This window comes from Paenibacillus alginolyticus DSM 5050 = NBRC 15375 (genome assembly GCF_000422905.1).
Classification (GTDB): Bacteria; Bacillota; Bacilli; order Paenibacillales; family NBRC-103111; genus Paenibacillus_E; species Paenibacillus_E alginolyticus.
In genome coordinates, this window is sequence record NZ_AUGY01000083.1 from 1 (window position 1) to 20,421 (window position 20,421).

Genomic DNA, 20,421 nt, shown 5'->3' on the forward strand with positions numbered 1-20,421 from the left:
GCCTTAAGAAAGCGGAGCCGGCCAAATACGCCGAAAAACGTGCCCTTGCGCTTACAGCTCGTAAATTGGTGCGGTTGGTCGACTATCTGCTTCGAACCAACCGACTCTACGAACCCAAGGAGGTGATCCGACAACAGAAATGACATAACCTTACTCAACCATTCCACCTATTATTTTGGAAATTAGAAAATATTTCCATATAACCAAAATAGGGTGGGTTTAGTTTCGTGCGGCCTTTTTTAGGCTCACCCCCTAAAAAAGTTACGGTTCTTCAAGATTTTTTCCAATTAAGGTCTTGACATAGTACCGCTGCTCTAGCGAGCTTTTGATGGGAGCATTCATTGAATCATGGTTGCACTTCAACAATTCAGTCCCTGAGTGCAAGAAGTCTGTCTACTTACTATATCACAACGCCATACAGCGGAGTCTACAATTTGGTAGGACTGCGATCCACAATGAGCACGGCAATATCATCGGATTGCACAGCACCATCTGCGAATAGATCCACATCCATCACCATCTGACCAAGCAATTGCTCAGGCGCACTCGATTGTTCCTTCATCAATACATCCTTGAGGCGGGAAAAGCCATATTGATTTTGAAGTTGGTCCTCGGCCTCTGTAATGCCATCCGTATACACGACTATACGATCTCCTTGACCTAGCATGACCTCATTATTCATATACAGCATGTCGTCCATGACGCCAAGTGGAAGGCCTTTTTTCCCTTTCAAAAGCTCAACCTCACCGCCATCCCTCACGATGTAAGGAGGACAATGACCGCCATCACTATACAGGAGTAGACCTGTCGCGACGTTCAAAACCCCGCAGAAGATCGTAGCAAACATCGTTGAGTCGTCCTTATAAAGCTCTTGATTGACAGCCGTCAACAGCTCACCGGGAGTCATCTCTGAGGTCATCTTCCCTTTCAATAATGTCATGGTTACCGCCATGAATAATGCCGCAGGGATTCCTTTGTCAGATACATCGCCAAGCACGAAGAACAAGCGATCCGCCCCGATGCAGAAGTAGTCGTAGAAATCCCCTCCCACTTCACGAGCAGGACGAATGATGGCATGTGCCTCGACGGTGACTGCGGCAGCACTTTCACGACCGTCTGCTTCAGATGAGCTGCTCGTTTCACCTTCAACACCGCCACTGCTTATACACAGACTTCCGCGAGGCAGGAATCCCATCTGGATGTCGGTGGCAATGCGCAGCTCGCTCTCCATCCGTTCCTTAGCGGCCGTCGTCGTTTTCAACGCATGGATAGACTTCTCAAGCGCTTCATACAGCATGGCATTCTCCAAGGAAACCGCTGTTGGCGAAGCGATGGACTCGAGCAGCTGTAAATCGCGGTCAGTGAAATGCGCGCCATCCCGCTTGTTCAACACCTGCAGCACACCGATGATTTTCCCCTTGCTGACTAGCGGTACGCAGAGTAGGCTGCGCGTCGGATAATCGACTCGTTTCGCTACCTTCGACGACCACCGCTCATCCTGTCCAGCATCATCAACCTTGACGGATTCGCCGGTCTGAGCCACCCAGCCTGCGATGCCCTCACCTATTTTGAGGCGAATTTCACGAACCTCATCGCCTTTTTCACCTAGCGCAAGGTCAAAGAACAGCTCCCCTTTTTCCTCATCGACCAAAATGACCGACGAAGCCTCCGCATTCATAATGCGAGAAGAGGTTTCCATGATTTTCACAAGCAAATCCTGCTTGCGGATCGTTGAATTCACTTCTAAGCTAACATCGAATAGCTGCATGGTTCTCTGAAGCTCAAGCTCTACGGATCTACGCTTTCGCTCGCTCAGCTGCCATACGACGACAACCGCGAGACACAGAATGAGAAGCATACCTACAACGATATTCATCCAGCGTGCCCCCTATCATTCGCCTTACATTGATTCCTAGCTGTCGTACTAAGAAATAGCATGGACAGCATCCGCTTCCGTCTCATAAATCGAGAAAATGCGACTAAATCCCGACATGTCGAAAACGTCCTTCACATGTTCATTCATTCGTGCCAACGCCAGCTTGCCTTGAATCACCTTAATCATTTTGGCTGCAGCAAGTAAGCTTCTGAGCCCTGCACTGCTGACATAGTCAAGTCCTTGAAGATCAAACACAAACTTGCCATTCCCTTGCTCGACTAGCTTTGCAAAAGCCGATTCCAAGCTCGCGGAAGTATTCGCATCCAGTCGGCCGTTTAAGCTCAGCAGTACGATATCACCTAGCATTTGCTCGGTTATCATCATGATATTCCCTCCTCCTTGATTTGCCATTTTTTCATCATTAGCACATTTTCCCCGTTCAAGCGTTCATACATGATGTCATCCATAACCTGCTTCACAAAGTAGATGCCGAGACCGCCAATCCCGCGATCTTCCAAGCTCAGATCCACAGTCGGACTGGATTTCAACAGAGGATTAAAAGGCACTCCGCGATCAGTCATTCGAAGCTCCCAACCCCCAGGGACAAGCCCCAAATCAATGCGGATCGTATGCCTACTAGGTTCATCAGGCGGGTAGCCATAGAGAATGATGTTCGTCACAAGCTCGTCGCAGACTAAATTCACTTGGTACAACGTATGGTCATCCATGCCCATCGTCCCCGACAAGCCTCGCAAGAATACACCTAGCCGTTCCAGTTCCTTCAGATCATTGCTCAAAACGATGGACTCTGATGACACGACATTCACCCTCCCAGACGCTGATTACTAAAGCCACAAGCCGAATTTCGAATTAAGGAATAACCGATTTAAGCCATTTTCAAAAGCATATTTTCAAGCAGCCGCACTCTGGCACTAGAAGCATGAAGTAGCCCAATCCCGATCTCTGGATACAATCTCACTAACCGAGACAAACTTTCCCCTTGCAAAGTAAGCACACGTACCTCATCGAAAATCGCTTGAGCAGTAATCGAGGAAGGCGATCCGTCTAAGGCTGTCGTTTCGCCGAATGCTTGCTTCGGTCCCAGTACACCAATCGTTACAGTCTCCCCAATACCCGTCTCATTGCTCAGCTCTACGTTGCCTTCAATGATGAGATACATGGCTGCATTCTTCTCACCACGGCGCAATAGATAAGTCAGATCTTCATGTACTTCTTCCGTTGCAATCCCTGCAATTAAACCTAGTTCGTCCACGGACAGGTCCGCGAATAGGGAAACCTGCTTCAAGAAAATAACTTTATCCAGCATCGTTAAAAACTTGCGATCTTCCTTCATATCGGCACGCTCCAGTGAACTTAGTGCATACACAGCAATATCTCGAAGCCAATCATCCGACCAAATCTTAGCTTCTTGCAAAATGAGAAGCGGCTCCGTCGTAACCCCACGGCTGCTGCCCGCTTCTTTCTTTAATAATTCCAACAGGGCCAAGGCCAACCTGCGATCGCCGAGCCCTTCAGCAAGAACTTCCAAAGCATTATCGCGTACTTCGTCACTCTCGTCCTGAGTCGCTTCGCGAAGTGTCGTAACCACACGCTCATCTACGAACTTGGCCATTACCGCCCACGCACCGCCAACCAGCGCATTATGCAGCTCCCCGCAGCGTTGGTTGGCAAGCTCGGCAAGCCCCTGCATTCCCAGCTCATGAAAAGCAGCCGGTAAAGCGCGTTCCTGCGTGGAAGCAAGCATTCGACTTACACAGCGTTCAACTAACTCTGACCGTAATTTACTTTCATCCAGCAGCTCAGCAAGCGCTGTAACCGCCGAATTCCATATAAATGGATTCACATGATTCACACCGTTCAGCAAATCTGGCAGAGCCTTAGCCCCCATATCTACGAAAGCCTCAAGAATGGCCTTGCGCAGCTCTTGATCGGCGAGCGGCACCATCGACAAGAGATGGGGAATTGCATCAATATGCTGCAGCTTGCCAATACAGTGCGCAGCCGCAACTTTGACAGCAGGACGATGATCGTCGAGCAGCGATAACACCCATGCTGAATAGGAATCCAGTTTCAGATCCGCTACGGTATGACAGCCGTAAACCGCCCACTCACCGCCGTAATCGAGCATTTTAATAATCGCCTCGTCACAGGCTTGATAGCTTTCTTCACTTTCCAGTGCATAAAGCGCCTTAACTCCCTCGTGTACAACTTTAGGATGGCTGTCTAACAGCTTTACGCGAATGAAGAAATGCGATTGGCTTCTGAGATGCGTTGCCTTTGAAATCAGCTTAACACACTCCGCACGCACTTCAGGGTCCTCATCTTCCAGGAACGAAGCGACCTGCACGAGATCCTGAATCGTTGCGCCTTGAAGATTCATCGCCCGCAGTACAGCAATGCGGATTCGCGAGCTTTCCTCGCCGATCATTCCGATCAACTGCGGCAGAAACGCGGAATCCTTCGCTTTACCAATCACTTCGAGGGCCAGCTCTCGCACATAATCATTCGGATGCTTCAGATAGCCGAGCATGGAGGAAAGAGCTTTGGAGCTGCGAATGCCCCCGATAAAGGAGCCCGCAATATCCGATAGATCCGCATGCAAGGACTGCACACTTTTGACCAGTTCACGTATGTATAGATTCCTTCCGAACCACGCCACCACAACGAGAATAGCCGCTACAACGACACCTACCCAAGCAAGAGGGGACAACTGAATGAGGCCAAACGAATGCAGCAAGGATAGCAGCGAACCGATTAAGATCCCGCCCGAAGCAGCCACGCCCTGAGCAAAATAACGATAGCCGTCGCGCCTTCCGATAGGCATCATTTTGAAAAACAGCTGATAGCAAGGCTCCGCAATGTAATACAGCAAAATATAAAAAATGGCATAGGAGCCGGACACCATCACAAGCCCCAACGATTGATTTAAGAACAAAGCCGTAAGTCCAAAGCCGCCAAGGAAGATAATCGTAATCGCCAGCAGCATATTACTCGCGCCCAGCCAGTTCATTAAGCGGGTAGACACGGTTTGCAGAAGCAAGCAGATCGTGAACTGAATAGCGGTAATTAATCCATAAAATGAGGTTAAATCGCCTTCCTTAGGGAACTTGCTCTCAGCAGCCGTAAAGTATTGATACTCGATCATAAAATAAACTGCAGGCATAAGTGTCATCAAAGCAATGGCGCACAGCAGAAACGGGCTGCGCAGCATCTGTTTCACATAATAACCAGCAGGCTGCTGCTCCTCTTCCCCTGTGCCAGAATTTGCCGGGGTCTTCAAGCGTTTGTCTTCTTTCAACGTCAAGGGCACCAAATACCGTGCCAATGCTTTGCGGAAAAAGATGAAACCAAACACCATCAGCACTGGAGCTAGCGCATATACCGCTTCGGTACCAAGCAGTTTACCAATTTGGTGAGCGATCAAGCCCGCCGTAATTCCACCGGTTGTCGTTGAAGCGATGAACACCGGCATTAACCTTTTGGCCTGCTGAGTGGGGCACAAATCAAAGGCCGTACTCCAGAGCAGCAGCGTAAGCTGTCTCACCACAAAGTTGGAAGTCAAGAACAGAATCGGGTAGTAATACCGGAAATCAATGCCGCCTAGCTTGAATCCAAGCAGCACTGCACCATTGAGGAGCAGCAATCCCATCATGATGAGGTAGAGTGTAGTCATCATTTTGGCTTTAGGCAGCCGATTCGCCAGCTTTGCTAAGAGCCAGCCTTCTAGAGGCATGATTGCCGCTTCTACGATATAAATATAAGGCAGATACTGCACACCGAATCTTTGGTTAAAAAGTGCCATGAACGCCGTATAATTCAAGGATTCAGCAATCCCGCTAAAATAAAAGATCGGCAGCATCATCCATAGCTTCCGAAAATCTTCTGTGCGCAGTCCCATCCATCTGGTTAAGCTTCCTTGCATATCATCAGGTCCAATCTATTATTTCATTTGTTGGTTAACAATGGTTTGTAGAAAGCCAGCCTGGCTTCACCTTCATAATAGTAATTCGGATACGTGCCGATTAATTCAAAGCCATTCGCTCTAAACATTTTTTGGATGGGCTGATACTCTGGTAAATCACAGGTATAGGTAAGGATATAGCGCCCCTCCGCTGATCTGGCAAATGCCTCCAAAGCTTGGAATAATATCTTCGCAAAGCCATGTCTGCGGTACTCGCGGTGTACAGCTAAGTAGTCCCACAGAAATCCTCCGGATTGATGCTCATTTTCCTTGCAGCTGGTAACCGCAATAATCTCACCTGATTCGTTCTCAATAAACCAATGACGATGATTGCGCTGCGTCAAGCTTAACCGGGGAGCATTGCGGAAATGTTCAAGCTCTCCCGGTGTATGCCGCTGGTCATCAAAAGATTCCGAAGACAAATAAAAATCTGTAATTCGCAATGCGTCCTTTTCCGTTACTAATTCGTGTACATGCATGCCAAGATCTCCTCTTTCACATTAAGAAACAGATAATGTCCCATTCCACTCTGCTGTTGTACCGTTTTGGAAGTATTCATCACAAATATAGAAATACAGCTGTGCGGCTTTATCTTGACGATTTTGCTTAATGACCATCAAGAATGCTTCACGCGCATCATAGAAACGCCCTACTTGGTAGTACGTCACAGCTTGCTCGAACAAAGCTTTGGTTTTATCCTTCAGCGTTCGGATCGTATCCGGATCCCCCTGATACACATCGAACAGATGAAGCGGCTCTTTGACCCCTTCTACCTGAATCAATCCCAGATTACGGTAGAGAAAGCCGTCAGGCTGCTCCAACGATTGAACCACATAATCGGTAATGAGAATCGACGCGCCTAGCGGTTCCGTCATTTTCTCCAGCATCGTTGCCAAATTAACACCGTCGGAAATCACATTGCCTTCCAAACGCTGCTCCTCACCAATGATCCCTAGTCGGAGCGGTCCTTTGTGCAAACCAATGCCGAAATCAACCGGCTTGTAACCTACTTTAGCTCGATGGGAATTATAGATGTCCAGTTCTTTACGCATCTCAATACAGGCTCGCAGCGCTTCGTCTGCTTGATTCGGGAATAGCGCCATGAAGCCCGCGCCCAGATACTTATTCATGAGACCTTGATGGTTGCGTACATAAGGCCCGAATCTTTTAAGAAATGAATTGACGAAGTTGAAGTTCTCTTCTGGCGAGAGCCTTTTGGACAGTTGATAAAAGCCTCGGATATTGAAAATCAAGATGGACATATTTTGCTCCACCTGATCACCGAGCTCGACATCCAGAATGCTTTCTTTGTTCAGAAAATGCAGAAATTGCTACGGCACGAAGCGATAGTAGGATTGGCTGAAATTTTCTACCTTGGTGATATAATCTCGAATGCGGGCAGCCATCGTATTGACACTGTCGCCTAGGTCTGACACTTCGTCCCTTGTGTTGATCGTAACAACCGTATCCCAGTTCCCCTTGGCAATCTCTCCAACGCTATTGCGAAGCTTCCGAATCGAAGAGAGCAGCACATAGGTCATCAGAAAGAGAACAAGCAGTAAACCTATCGAGATAAAAGCAATGTTGCGAATGATCGATTGAAGTACCAATTGACGATGTTTGAGGATGCCGTCCAAATTTTTACTAGTTTCGAAAACACCGACAATTTTACCTGCTGAATTAAAAATAGGAGCAATCGCATATCTCCACTCGCCGGAAAAATCCTGCCATTGACCTGTGGCCGGCTTGCCTTGGAGCACGACCTGCTGATTCTCGGGTGTTTGTAGAAATGGATTAAACATATGCATTCCGTCATCGTCTTCCAAAATCCGATAAATGACGCCATTCTCGTATTTATAAACCGCTTTGTAAAAGCCTTGATTATCATCTTGTTCATTATTATCGAAGACAGATTGAATCTTTTTACGGAACGATTGATAAACAGTCCCATTATAATCCAGAGGTGAAGCAAGGCTCTCCAGCTTATCGCCATCAATCAGATTTTGACCGTTTTTGGCCAGTAAGAGAAGCTCGCTGAAGGTTTCTTCTTCCATTTTCGTTGAGAAGCTGTTGTAAATGACGGTAGATAGAAGAATCATCGAAACCGCAATGACCGGCACTAAAATAAAAATTTGTTTCATCATGAGAGGGAGACGACGCTGCAGCAAGTTAAAGAAAACAATTTTGATCGCATAAAGCAGAAGTAAAATTCCTGCTATAGCGATGGACCAAAGAAGAATGGCCTTTGTTTTCGTCGCTTCGCTATACAACGCTTCTACTAAGGAGGGGGTAATGGTTCCATCCGAAAGACGGCGATTAATTTGAGCTGATTCTACAATAATGAGGCTGCCATCTTGAGCGATACTGCTATTCGTTGCATCAAAGGCAAGCTCTACGCCGCTAGCTTTGGCTTTCGACTCATTCACAAGGCTTTCGATAATGTAGGGCTGCTTGGGATCCAGTCTGGAGATCGATTTGCTGTTGAAATCGATGAAAATAAGCCGTCCCTGATTATCCAGATGCAAGCTCTCCGGGAAATTGCGCCTTGTACGGTCAAGACCCGGAAGCGGATAAACTAGCTCCGAATGACCATCACTAAAAGAACGATAAATTTCTCCGCTGCGCGTTGAATAATAGATCTCCCCTGGCTTATAACCATCTGCCTCGGACACATATTTATTCTCAGGAAGCTTGATCGTGTAAACGGACTTCGGTTCGGAGGATGAAGTTTCGCCAACCGGTGCCTGATATAAGGTTAATTGCTGCACTTCGTCGTTGAAAAAGTACACCATACCTTCACGAACCTGAACATTTCGTAAGGACCCGATTCTGTATCGTTTCGATTGTGAATCATATTCTTCTGTAAACAAGCTGCGATCAAACTCTCCGTCAGGCTTATAACGAACAATCTGCTCGGATTTGACCGCAATGCCGTACGGATCGAGCAGTGTACGGATGGTATAGAGGTAGCCTTGGTTATCGACAGCCATATCATTAAAGCGATACACTTCCCCGTTCTTCCCCGTCTCACTGGTGATGGAGAATTGCAGAACACCTTGGCTGTTCAGCTTATGAATGGTTTTTTTGGCATTATCGATGACGAACAAATTGTTTTGTTGATCAGAGACAGCCTTCGATAAACCATCGAAGGGCATGCTTTTGGTAAAGGGCCATAGCGTGAAGCTATCCCGATGTAGACTAAGATAAGTACCGGCAGCACCCAGAAGCAGCAGTACGAGCAGCAATGCCGCAATCGATTTCTTCATCGCTCTTTAATCTCCTCTTAATTAGAAATCTGAATGATTTGAGTAGGTGCATGCCAGTCGACCTGAAGACCTAGGGATTCGGATATGAACCTTAGCGGCACATAGGTCCTTCCTGCGAGCAGCAAAGAGGGTCCATCGATCTGGGTGGGCTCGCCGTCTATATATGCCGTAGTATTATTAATACGGCTAGTAATGGTCGCATATTCCGTGCTAACCGTGACGGTAAGGCTTTCTTGATCCCAATCAACGGCCGCACCGAACGATTCGGATACGGATCTTATAGGTAAATAGGCCTGCCCGTTTATTATAACAGGCGGAACGTCGAATTTAATGAAAATATTGGGAGAAAGTACGTTTTCTGCCGAAATGGGTTGAATCTTGACGGGAACAAGGCTGGAATCTGGATCAGAACCAGACGAAGAGCTTGTGTCTACCGTTGTGATGTTAGCCAAGGTGGTTGAGATTTCTGCCAGAGCTTGCAGCTCCTCTGGCGTGTACTTGGCTTTCTCTTGCTGCTGGAGCTGCTCCAACAGCTTAGTTATTTGCTGTTCCAGCTGCGGCTGCACGGCTGAAGCTGCTGGCAGCGCTGCCAGCAGCTCCTGCACAGCGTCAAGCTGTGCGAACAGCGCGTCCTTCTGCGTCGACAGCATCGCTTCGTCGACGGCTTCGATCGAGCGGGTCAGCGTCGCGACCCGCTCAGGATCCTGCTGCGCTGCGCTAAGCGCAGCTTGGAGCTTCTGCTTCGCTTCTTTGAGCGAAGCAAGACCCTTGGATGCGCCAGTCTGCGCATCCGCGAGCTGCGCCTGCGTCGCCAGAAGCGGCTGCAGCTGAGCTGCTGCCGCTTTCGGCTCGCCGGCGGCGAGGGCTTGCTCCAGCTTCTGCTGCTGGAGCTCGGCTTGTTCGGCCAGCTGATCCTCGCTGGCCTCGTTCCCGGCGGCCGGCCCTGCGCCGCTGGGAGTGCCTTCACCGCCCGGTTCGGCCGGCGGTGATGCTTCCTCGGACAGCGCTGCGATCAGCGCGTCCGGGTTGTTCACCAGCTCCATCTGCTGGAGAGCTGCCCCGCTGTCGCCTTTCAGCAGTGCCTCCAGCATTCCGAGCTGGGCCTGCGCATCCTTCAGCTGCACCGCTAGATCAGCGATCTCGCTCAGCTTCAAATCGGCTACGGCCGCTTCCTTAGCCGCTTCTAGCTTCACGATATCTTTCTTCAGCGTATCGATCTGCTGCTGCAGCTGTGCGGGAGTCTCCAAGGAGGCAATTGCTCCCGGCTTCGTGATCTCGACCGTAACCTTCAAAGCAGCAGCTGCTTCCTTCGTCAGCACAGCAGAACTGCTTGGATCGGTTAGCGCGCTAGGATCTAGGGCATTATCCATGCCGATCCAAACCGCCCCAGGCTCATCCGATTTATAAAAAATCCCCTGCCCCGACTTCGCCATCGTGGCCGCTGGGGTCAGCGCGTCCAGCTGCACTTTGTAGGAACCGATAATGACGGTTCCTACCCCCTCCTCAGCACCTGTGCCGTTTTCGTCTGTGCCACTGCTGTTGTCCCCTTTGCTTCCACCCGAATTGCTGCCTGAATTTCCGCCAGTCGCTCCATCTTCGGCCGTTGCAGCTACTAATTGCCCTGAATTCCCTTTGCCTTCCAGAGGCAGCTCATCGATCTTTTTCCCTTTTTTGTACAGAACAACCTTGAGCTGATCTATTGAACTAAACTTGAGCGATAAATTTCGCACAGGCTTATTTATTTTCGTCCGCTTCCCAATCGCACGGCCTTCTTTCGTAAATACCGCGTACTCTGTAGCGCCCAACTTTTTATTTACTTTTATACTAAAATCACTAAGCAGAGCGGCCACCGCGGGCTTCAGCTTCCAAGTACCTAAAGGCGCTTTCGGCTTTTGCGGCTTTACAGCCGCAAGTCCGTCATCAAGGTTACGATAAGGCAAAATACCTTTCTTTATCGTTCTTTCAACCGCACCCCCGGTATCCATATCCAGCTTGCCGAGCGCCATTTTATAACCCATTTGGGCAGCTAAAATTTGTTGGTCAGCTTGAATGACAGCATCCTTATAGGCCTGGAGATCATCTGTTTTCATTAGACTTAGCTTTAGCTTCTGGTTCGCTTTATCCAGATTGGCTGCCGCATTGTCTTTATCTCGCAAGGCCTGCGCATAGCCTTCTTCGGCCCCTTTTGCTTCCAAAAATGACTGCCGCACCGCAGCAATGACCGCATTCCGACTTTCCTTCTCCTGAAGCAGGGCCTTATTCTGCTCCATGGTCGCGATTGGAAGCGCATCCCTGAGATCGTCCAAATAGCGCAGCCCATCAAACTCCCCCTGAAGCAGCGATTTGGGAATAGGAATGAATCCAAGCAGCATGAAAAAGCCTTCCCAGTCCTTCTTCACTTGTGAAAGTGTTGTTTCATAACTAGCTAGGAACAGCTCCATATCCACATCTTTGGCTTTATACATCCCGTCCATGACCTTCATTCGCGCCGAACCAAACTTGGAGCTGTATAAGTCACGCGTCGTATTCAGCTTCTCATCCGCTAACCGCCGATCCTCTGTGTCCTTAAGCAAACTTAGCGTCGACTTTTGAGCTCTTGCGATGTAAGCAAGCAGCTGCTTCTGATTCAAATCCGCGTAATCCGGCTCAAACGAAAGCTGAACTTTATTTTCCATGTCTAAATTCAGCAGCTTGCCTAGCGCCAGACGACTGGATTTCGCCGTTAACTGTGCCTGTTTATATTCAGATAGAACCTTCTCCAGCGCCTTATCTGCCTTCTCCTGCTCGGCGCTATCTGCAAGACCGAATTTCAGCTTCTTTTTCACCGTTTCCGCGGCAGACTTAGCTTCATCCGCTTTCTTCCGTGCATTTTCTTCTGCCACTGCATCTTGATAAGCTGCTAAATAAGCCTTTTGCACATCAAATCGGGCTGTATTCATCGACTGCCGCAGCGTCTCCTGCGCGATATAAAGCTCCTTGCGTGCCCCAGGCACCTTCAAACGAGTCGTCAATTCCTGACCTAAATTGCGAGGCTTGGCAAATAGTCCGGAAGCCTTAGCTTCCTCATTTTTAACAGCATGCTGCGCTTGCTCCAGCTCTACCTTTTTCTTCAAAATATCGGTATTGGCATCCCGCAATAGGGGACTTATTTTCAAACCTTGATCGATGGCTTCCCGCATGCTTAAAGACTTCACCGTTGCAGCTTCAGCTCCTGAACCTACTGCCAAAATAGACGATGCCCCCAACAGCAGCACAAGCCCCAACTTCATTAATTTTGCCCCTATCACTATAAATCCCTCCGCCCAACCATCTCCTCTTATAGTACAATAACTCCCCCCAATCCCGCACCCATCTTTTGGAGAAAAATAGTGAAAACGATCGAATATAGTAATAGACTGCTCACATACTTATCTAGTAGTATGAAAGTAATGGAAAACAGCGAATTTTGACGGAGCACGCTATCCTGCTGGATACAGCTCTTTTCCTCTTATTTCCAGTTACTTTAACGCTGAAAAACATGCTTAACACCTGCCAGATCTGCAACTAATCACCCATACAGCTACTTTAACGATATAAAACAACCTTAAACGCAAAACGAATGCTAATTTCGCTACTTTAACGATGTAAAACATGCTTACTGTCCTACTCTGGAAGCACAGCGGCGCGATTTTGATCAAGAAAGGAGAGCTTCACATGGGAAACCTCGTTTGCGGTGGTGCGATGCTGCAATGCTCGTTCGGTGCCGCGCCTGGTACATTAATGGTGCTTCCGGCGAACATGGTGATGACCGCTATGCCCATTGCCAACATTATGGATAATAAGCCGATGGTGAACATCCTGCCGTTTGGGATGTGCAATTCAATGGCAAATCCCATGGTTGCTGCGGCAACGGCGGCTGCACTTGGCGTTCTGACTCCCATGCCCTGCGTGCCAGTAACAGCGGCGCCTTGGGCTCCTGGATCACCGACTGTGCTCGTCGCGAACATGCCCGCGCTGAACAATACGTCCAAATGTATGTGCAACTGGGGCGGCGTCATTCAAATTCAACAACCAGGGCAAATGACCATTCAGGTGCCCTAACTCATTTTAAAAATACCTCATTTAATAATTCCATCTAGGAGTGAGAAGATTTGGAGATCCAGCCGGTCAAAACCATTGAAAAAGTGCTAAGGCCTGTCGTTGCGCCATTCATTGGGCATATCATGAAAGCTATCGCAACAGTCGGAAGGCTGCCCAAACTAGCGATCATTAAGTTTCAACAGGTCCTTAGGGTCATGCTTCAGACGCGCGAAACGTCACTGAAAAACTACGTTTTGATCGGATCCTATTATGTCTCCAAAAGATTGCTTCTTTTTATCACTTTATTCCTGCTCGTTTTGATCTTTTTTATCTTTATTCGCCCCCCTGCGATCGTCAATAAGTGGTTGAATCGCGTTCCTGTCCTTCAGAAAGATACCCCTAAACTTACGAGTTTTTCAGGCAATGGCAAAGTTGTGGGTACCCAAAAGGATGCTCTCTATGTAGGGGAGCTGGTTGACGGCAAATATGCCGGCAAAGGAAAGCTTTTTTATGATAACGGCAAGTTGGCGTATGAAGGTGATTTTGAAAAGGGGCAAAAATCAGGCAGCGGCTCCCTTTATGACGAACACGGCACCCTGCAATATAAAGGTGCATTTGCCGGAGACGCCTTTAACGGGGCGGGAACCCAATACGATGCGCAGCAGAAAGTGCAGTATATCGGCGAATTTCAAAATGGTAAATACGGCGGGGCAGGGAAACTGTTCGCTCCTAGCGGAGATCTTTTGTATGAAGGCTTGTTTAACGGCGGCCTTTATAATGGGGCTGGTAAGCTGTTCTCATCTGGCGGTATCGCGCAATATGAAGGTGAATTTGCAGCGGGACAATATAACGGGGCTGGTAAGCTTTTTGATGGGAAGGGCCATCTCATCTATGAAGGCGGCTTTAAGAACGGCAGCTATTCCGGAGATGGCACCGAGTTTTATGTGAATGGCCTGATCAAATATAAAGGCCAATTCCTCGCTGGCGCGTATGGCGGCGAAGGCACCGCTTTCGATGAGAAGGGCGTGCCGCGCTTCAAAGGCACGTTCCAGAGCGGCGTGTTGAGCGGCGCCGGGGAAGCATATGACGAGCCCGGCAAACTCGTCTACAAAGGCGATTTCAAGGCCGGCGTCTATGACGGCCTTGGCACGTTGTTTGACGCAGACGGCGCGCCGCTGCTGCGTAGCTTTTTTGCAGGCGGCCAGGCCAGCCTGCAGAGCTTCCTCGGTTTGTCCAGCAAAAAAGTCGAAGACTTGCTGGGCAAACCGGCCGAGGTGACGCTGCAGGATGCCAGCGTCATGCTCGCGGGCCAGGAGGCGCCAGTGGCCGCCTCCTCGGAGACGGCGGCTGCGGGCGACGCCGCCGCGGTTCCGCCGGCCGTCGGCGCTGGCGCGGCCGATCCGGCAACAGCAGCAGGCGTTAAGCTGCTGCTGAACTATCCGGCCTACCAGCTGTCACTGCTGGTAGAGCCGTCCAAGGGCAACCCGAAGGAGGCCGTCGTCACCTCCCTCAGCATTTGGGGCTCGAAGCCTTTGGCGCTGCTGCAGCCAGCCATCGAGACCATCAAAAAGCGCGGAGAACCGAACGATGCCGGCTACATCGTCATGGAACTCGAGGTAGGCACAGGTGCCGGCACCTACACGAACAGCTATTACAAAGGTGATTTCATCTTCACCTTCACGCATTTCAACAAAACCAAAGAAGCTCACCTGCTTCAGGTCAGCTCTACCAAATAAGAGGCGCTGCCTCAAGTCATTCACGTGCTAACGGGTTCCCTTTGCACACATCGCTGACTCGATTCCTTCACGTGCTAACGAGTTCCTTTTGCACGCTGAACGGTAGTAAGCTGCACACTTCCGACCTGACAATCGCTTTCTCCGGTCTTAGACGGAACGTAGTGCCGCTATTTGGGTGAAAAAGCTCGAATTTCAGAGCAAACGGAACGACAAGACGTTATTTTTGTTGTTTTGCTCCCGAATCGCGCTTATTTTAACAAATAAGGCCCTTACGGAGACCGTCGATTAACTCATACCTGCATCGCCTTGTACTACTTCCAATTATGGAACTCGGGAAAATATTCATATCTGACTGAATTTTCCCGTTTACCCAATAAAACAACCTTTTATGTCCATAAATCTCCTATTTACTACGAATTTCGTGGCACAATGAGGTAACACTAGTGGTGGAGGTTCTATATATGAAAAAGCATTCGATTCAAAATGAAGACCAATCTCAAGTTTCTCTTGGTGATTTTGGAATTTTGGTTCCTCAGATTGAATCACTTCCTATGCTTCCTTCTGCTGCTAAAGGTACGGCTTCCTCTTCAAGAATTCGCTATAAAGACTTCGGAGATCTTACTCTGGCTGACTTTCTCTGGAGTCAGGTGGATCGACTAGTCGATTTCTCCTTTGCTAACGAACTCTGCGCCTATCTCTATTCACCACTCGGTCAACGCCCTTACGCGCCTGCCCTCAAGCTCAAGCTACATATAGTCCAGGCCATGGAAAACTGTTCAGATCGCCAAATAGAAGTTCGCTTGATGTTTGATATGGCCATCAAGCGTTTTCTTGGTGTACCCTTGTCGTTTACCGGCTTGGATCATAGTACGCTTGGACTGGATCGGGATCGTATGGGTGATCAGCTAATTCACGCTTGCTTTCACTATGTCTTGGCTCAAACAAAAGCCCGCGGCTTATGGGGTGCAAAAGAGGATTGTTGGCTAGTTGATTCCTTTCATACGGAAGCTTACGCGACTCGTGGAAGCGTTCGAGAGATCAAGCCCATTCCGGGTAATGAACACGACGGTGAATTATTGAAGGCACTTGTGACGAGCGTCATAACGCATCATGAGGTAACACCAAAACTTGTATCAGCCGCTTCTGCTTACGGATATGGTCATTACCGCAAGCGTCTTAAAACAACAGCTCGTATAGCACGTAATAACAAAGTAGAGGGTTACCAGCATTTTTTTAAAACGATCAATTGTGCAGAATGTCCTATCCAAGCGCAATGCACAACGAATAAGAAGGGACGCTCCGTATTTATTAGTGACCACCATAAGCTCGTAGAGGCGGCAATAATTCGGAATGAGACCGAAGAAGGACAAACAGCGCGAAGAGTACGAAGCAAAATTGAGCGTACCAACAATGAACTAGCCAACCATCATGAACTCCGACGTCCGCACGTTCGAGGTCGCAACAAGCTTCGCATTATGGCGAAGCTTAAAGCGATGGTAATTAACATAAAGCTCATAGTAAAAAAACTCGGTCATTACCATGAAGACCCCTTCGTCCGGCAGAAGCTGCGACCAAGGGGCATTGCTGTATGTGCTTCCTAAGCTTCTCGGCAGGTTAATACCTGCTGAGAAGAAAAAATGTAATGAAGGTGCGCTAAAAATTTCCTCCGAGCAGGAATTCAAAACAAAATTCTGAATAGAGGAGTATGAAGCTTAAAAAACTTATATTAATCGACGGTCTCCTGCGTTCCCTCAATAGACAGGAAGTGCAGTAAAACCGCTCATAAAACATCTTAAATAACAAACCAACTCAATTATTAGGAGGAATACCAGTGGATTTCGCACAAATAGGACGAATAGCTTCACTAATTAAAACAAACGTAGGTAAAGTCATTGTTGGCAAGGACGATACCGTCGAGCTTATGGTCATCGCCCTCATTGCTTCCGGGCATGTGCTGCTTGAGGATGTTCCCGGTACAGGGAAAACGCAGCTAGCCAAAGCGCTGGCCCGCTCCCTCGATGGCACAATGAAGCGCATCCAGTTCACGCCCGACTTGCTGCCATCAGATGTAAGCGGCATCAATTTCTTCAACCAGAAGCTGGGCGAATTCGAATTCCGCCCAGGGCCGCTATTCGCTCACATCGTGCTAGCCGATGAGATTAACCGCGCGACACCGCGCACGCAGTCAAGCTTGCTGGAAAGCATGGAGGAACGCCAGGTGAGCATCGACGGTGAAACGCGCATGCTCGAAGCTCCGTTCCTCGTCATCGCCACACAGAACCCTGTCGAGAATCAGGGGACGTTCCCCCTCCCGGAAGCTCAGCTCGACCGCTTCCTAATGAAGCTCTCGCTCGGCTATCCGTCCGCAGCCGAGCAGGTTCAGATCTTGAAGCGCTACCAGCAGCATGATCCACTCGATCAGCTGCTGCCGGTTGTGGGCCGTGGTGAGCTGCTCGAAGCTCAGCATTTGTTCACGCAGGTGCGCGTCAGCGACGAGCTGCTGCAGTACATCGTGCAGCTCGCGGAAGCGACGCGCTCGCATGCGGATGCCGCGCTTGGCGTCAGCCCGCGCGGCGTTCGCGCCTTGATGAAGTCGGCGCAGGTGTACGCGGCGCTTCGCGGTCGCGACTATGTGCTGCCTGACGACATCAAAGCGTTGGCGGGGCCTGTCTGGGCGCATCGCATCTTGCTGCGCACGCGATCGCGCCAACAAGACCAGCAGGTGCATGCGCTGCTGGTCAGTATCCTTGCAGCTACCCCCGTTCCTACGGAAGTCAAGCTGGGGTAGCCGATGAGCATCAGCTGGATTCTCATCATCACTGTCGCTCTGTTCCTCCTCCAGCATCTGCTATTTGCCCGCTGGGGGTTTCGCGGGCTTCGCATTGAGCGAACCTTCAGTACGACGCATTGCCATGCCGGGGACGACATTGTCATGATCGAAACGATCGTTAATCGTAAGCTGGCTCCAATTCCTTGGCTTCGCTTGGAATCAACGATTCACGCAGGGCTCCACTTTGCGAAGATGAGCAATCTCGCAGTGAGCAGCGGAGCTCTTTTCCAGAATCATCGCAGTCTATTCAGCCTTATGCCCTATACAAGAATAGTCCGACGCCACGGTGTACACTGTGCGAAGCGAGGTTGGTATAAGCTCGAAACGGTGGCAGCTTCCATCGGCGATCTAGTTGGTGTGCAAGCTGCTTCTTCCATCAACCGCATGCCGCTGGAGCTCCTTGTTTACCCTCGCTTGGTAAGCAGAGATGACATCCCGCTCCTCTCCAGCCGATGGCAAGGCGATATAACCGTCAGACGCTGGATTATGCCAGATCCGTTCCTCGTTTCTGGCGCAAGGGAATATCGTTTTGGTGATACGATGAACAGCATCCACTGGAAGGCGACAGCACGCAGTCAGAAACTCCAAGTATATAATCGAGATTTCACCGCTGACCCTAGGCTGCTCTTGGCCGTAAATACGCAAATAACGGAAACGATGTGGGATGCCGTGACCGATCCCGAGCTTGTTGAGAAAGCTCTCTCATACGCGGCTACACTTGCTGAATACGCGGTGAGTCAAGGTATTCCAGTCGGCTTCGGTTACAACGGCTCTCTACAGGGGCAGCCTGGAGTTCCCGTGTACCTCGCTCCCGAGGGTGGTTGGCCACATTTGGAATATCTATTCGAAACGATGGCGAAGCTGGCCATCACCTGCTCACGCTCCTTCGAAGACTTCCTCGATCATGGAATTGAGCAAGAAGGGACCGCGATGGACATCATCCTGCTGACTTCCTTCGTGTCTAAGGGGATCAAGGAAAGTATTGTGCGACTTGAATCGTTAGGGCATTCTGTCTTTATCATCCCCTTACAGCACGGACTTCTTGAACTGAACGGAAAGGAGGTAGGTGTTTCCAATGTTAGCGCCCATTCAAACGCCTTCTCAACGAGCTAATCTTAATTTTCTTGTGAGAGAATTCAGCTTAGCGATCTTATACGGTTTACTCGAACTCATTATCTTCTTTCCCATTATAGTTCTAATCCAGGTCTATCTGTCAGAGACCTTACTCTGGATGACTTGCTTTCAGTTCCTGCTCTGTTATGTGTTGGGTTGCTTCTTTGGACGAATGAAATGGCTAACTCGTACATTCTACGAGCTAATGCTTTGTGCAGGAGCAGGTTTAACGATAGCCTACCTCCTGCAGGGCAACAACAACTGGCATAGCTGGACCTGCGCAGCCGCCGGGTTACTACTTGTCTATCGCGGTATTCGCTGCACCAAGGATGGATGGTTCTCGCTCTTCCCAGCGAGCATATTTGTTACCGCAGGTTTGGTTTATTTCATAGGTGTCCCCATCATGGGAGGGTTGGTTCTTTTCCAGCCGTATATAGGTTGGATGAATGGATTCGGTTTCTGTTCACTGGTCATTTTTCTCTTAGCTGCGAATCGCGCTCAGCTCCTTAACGCCACGTTAGCAGGCAATGAACGTGCTGCAGCATCGTCACTATCTGATTCAGTGAAGCGCTCAAGCCGCATTTGGTTAATCACATTAATTGCTTGCATCGCAGCTGTTGCCTACTTTCAACAATTGCAACAAGGAATTGGCTCCTTTCTCCGTGCTTCGATCGCTTGGCTGCTGCGCCTTTTGCTATCCGAGCCATCATCTGATCAGCCGCCCGAGCCAATTCCTTCAGCACAACCATTGCCGCTTCCACCTCCTGCTCCCAAAGGTGAACCAAGCTGGTTTGACATGCTGCTTCACTATGCCCAGGTTATTATCGGTTATCTCATTGTCATCGCCCTTATCCTTAGTGCCATTTATCTCATCATTGCCAAGCTGACACCTGTTCTGGTCTCGCTTATCCGACGCTTGATGAACCGTTCCTTTAGCAGCAAGAAAGGCGAGGGAGCTGAAGGTTTCACGGATGAAAAAGAGAATCTTCTTGCGTGGAAAGAACTACCCCGAATATGGTGGCAGCAAACGATGAAGAGTTGGTCGAGGGGGAAAACAAATGAACCAAAATGGTCACATTTGCCAAACAATCGGGAGCGCATCCGTTTCCTTTATCGTGTTTTGATCCAGCAAGCAGCTGAGGGAGGCTATACTTACAACAAAGCCCATACCCCAAATGAAACAGAGCGGGAGCTATCCAACCAATATCAGCTGTCCAGCCAAGCCGTTCATGCCATCACTTCTTCTTATAACCAAGCACGATATACAGATGACGATGTATCTGATTCAGAGCTTAATCGAGTACTACAAACTCTCGACCCTCAAATTCGCATTCACTTAAAATGAACACCTTCAACCTAAACTAATAGCATGAATTTTCATCATTAACGTGATGAATCCGAGCACTCCCTACACTTTAACGATGAAATTCATCGTCTCAGACGCTACTTCCAAGGGAAATTGCCTTATCCCTTAGGCTTAGTGATGTTTTTCATCACTAAAGTGATGAATCCGAGCACTCCCTACATTTTAACGATGACATTCATCGTCTCAGACGCTA

General features: G+C 49.2%; 14 protein-coding genes and 1 pseudogene. 7 read left to right on the forward strand and 8 right to left on the reverse strand.

From position 1 onward, the window contains the following. Positions 1 to 143 (forward strand): annotated as a pseudogene (locus tag G519_RS53920) (IS110 family transposase); the annotation flags it as partial. Positions 144 to 427: 284 nt separating this feature from the next. Here the strand turns inward: G519_RS53920 and G519_RS48005 are convergent. From G519_RS48005 to G519_RS48015, 8 genes are all read right to left on the reverse strand, one after another. Then, on the reverse strand, positions 428 to 1,876 hold the full coding sequence (locus tag G519_RS48005; protein ID WP_051253802.1) for a PP2C family protein-serine/threonine phosphatase: 1,449 nt from the start codon (positions 1,874 to 1,876) through the stop codon (positions 428 to 430). A 48-nt stretch (positions 1,877 to 1,924) separates the two neighbouring features. Next, positions 1,925 to 2,260 carry an STAS domain-containing protein gene (locus tag G519_RS0129165; protein ID WP_029197683.1) on the reverse strand — a complete coding sequence of 112 codons (336 nt, stop codon included), beginning with the start codon at positions 2,258 to 2,260 and terminating at the stop codon, positions 1,925 to 1,927. Continuing rightward, complete coding sequence (locus G519_RS0129170) at positions 2,257 to 2,694, reverse strand: ATP-binding protein (RefSeq protein ID WP_036634177.1); 438 nt, start codon at positions 2,692 to 2,694, stop codon at positions 2,257 to 2,259. The genes G519_RS0129165 and G519_RS0129170 overlap by 4 nt, the downstream gene beginning before the upstream one ends. 68 nt (positions 2,695 to 2,762) lie before the next feature. Next, entirely contained in the window at positions 2,763 to 5,819 is a 3,057-nt protein-coding gene (locus tag G519_RS0129175; RefSeq protein ID WP_084160398.1) for a cyclic nucleotide-binding domain-containing protein, read from the reverse strand. Between the two features lie 23 nt (positions 5,820 to 5,842). After that, a complete protein-coding gene (locus G519_RS0129180) occupies positions 5,843 to 6,337 on the reverse strand; it encodes a GNAT family N-acetyltransferase (RefSeq protein WP_029197686.1) in 495 nt (164 codons plus the stop codon). A gap of 21 nt (positions 6,338 to 6,358) precedes the next feature. After that, entirely contained in the window at positions 6,359 to 7,120 is a 762-nt protein-coding gene (locus G519_RS45125) for an adenylate/guanylate cyclase domain-containing protein (protein ID WP_029197687.1), read from the reverse strand. Positions 7,121 to 7,189: 69 nt separating this feature from the next. After that, positions 7,190 to 9,124, reverse strand: coding sequence for a HAMP domain-containing protein (locus G519_RS48010; protein ID WP_029197688.1), 1,935 nt, complete (start codon positions 9,122 to 9,124; stop codon positions 7,190 to 7,192). Positions 9,125 to 9,141: 17 nt separating this feature from the next. Then, positions 9,142 to 12,393, reverse strand: coding sequence for a stalk domain-containing protein (locus G519_RS48015; protein WP_051253803.1), 3,252 nt, complete (start codon positions 12,391 to 12,393; stop codon positions 9,142 to 9,144). A gap of 424 nt (positions 12,394 to 12,817) precedes the next feature. On the opposite strand from G519_RS48015, the gene G519_RS0129200 reads away from it, so the two are divergent. The 6 genes from G519_RS0129200 to G519_RS0129225 all read left to right on the forward strand — a co-directional run bounded on the left by G519_RS0129200 (position 12,818) and on the right by G519_RS0129225 (position 20,207). Next, positions 12,818 to 13,204 (forward strand): DUF4280 domain-containing protein, encoded by a 387-nt coding sequence (locus G519_RS0129200; protein WP_029197689.1) that lies wholly within the window; start codon positions 12,818 to 12,820, stop codon positions 13,202 to 13,204. A gap of 50 nt (positions 13,205 to 13,254) precedes the next feature. Next, positions 13,255 to 14,919: an MORN repeat-containing protein gene (locus tag G519_RS45135; RefSeq protein WP_051253804.1), complete on the forward strand. Its 1,665-nt coding sequence runs from the start codon at positions 13,255 to 13,257 to the stop codon at positions 14,917 to 14,919. A gap of 461 nt (positions 14,920 to 15,380) precedes the next feature. Continuing rightward, on the forward strand, positions 15,381 to 16,520 hold the full coding sequence (locus tag G519_RS0129210) for a transposase (RefSeq protein ID WP_029197690.1): 1,140 nt from the start codon (positions 15,381 to 15,383) through the stop codon (positions 16,518 to 16,520). Between the two features lie 230 nt (positions 16,521 to 16,750). Continuing rightward, positions 16,751 to 17,707, forward strand: a complete 957-nt coding sequence (locus G519_RS0129215; RefSeq protein WP_036634179.1) for an AAA family ATPase — start codon at positions 16,751 to 16,753, stop codon at positions 17,705 to 17,707. Between the two features lie 3 nt (positions 17,708 to 17,710). Further along, positions 17,711 to 18,862: a DUF58 domain-containing protein gene (locus tag G519_RS45140; protein WP_051253805.1), complete on the forward strand. Its 1,152-nt coding sequence runs from the start codon at positions 17,711 to 17,713 to the stop codon at positions 18,860 to 18,862. Then, positions 18,825 to 20,207 (forward strand): DUF4129 domain-containing protein, encoded by a 1,383-nt coding sequence (locus tag G519_RS0129225; protein WP_029197692.1) that lies wholly within the window; start codon positions 18,825 to 18,827, stop codon positions 20,205 to 20,207. Before G519_RS45140 ends, G519_RS0129225 begins: the two co-directional genes overlap by 38 nt. Positions 20,208 to 20,421 lie beyond the last annotated feature (214 nt).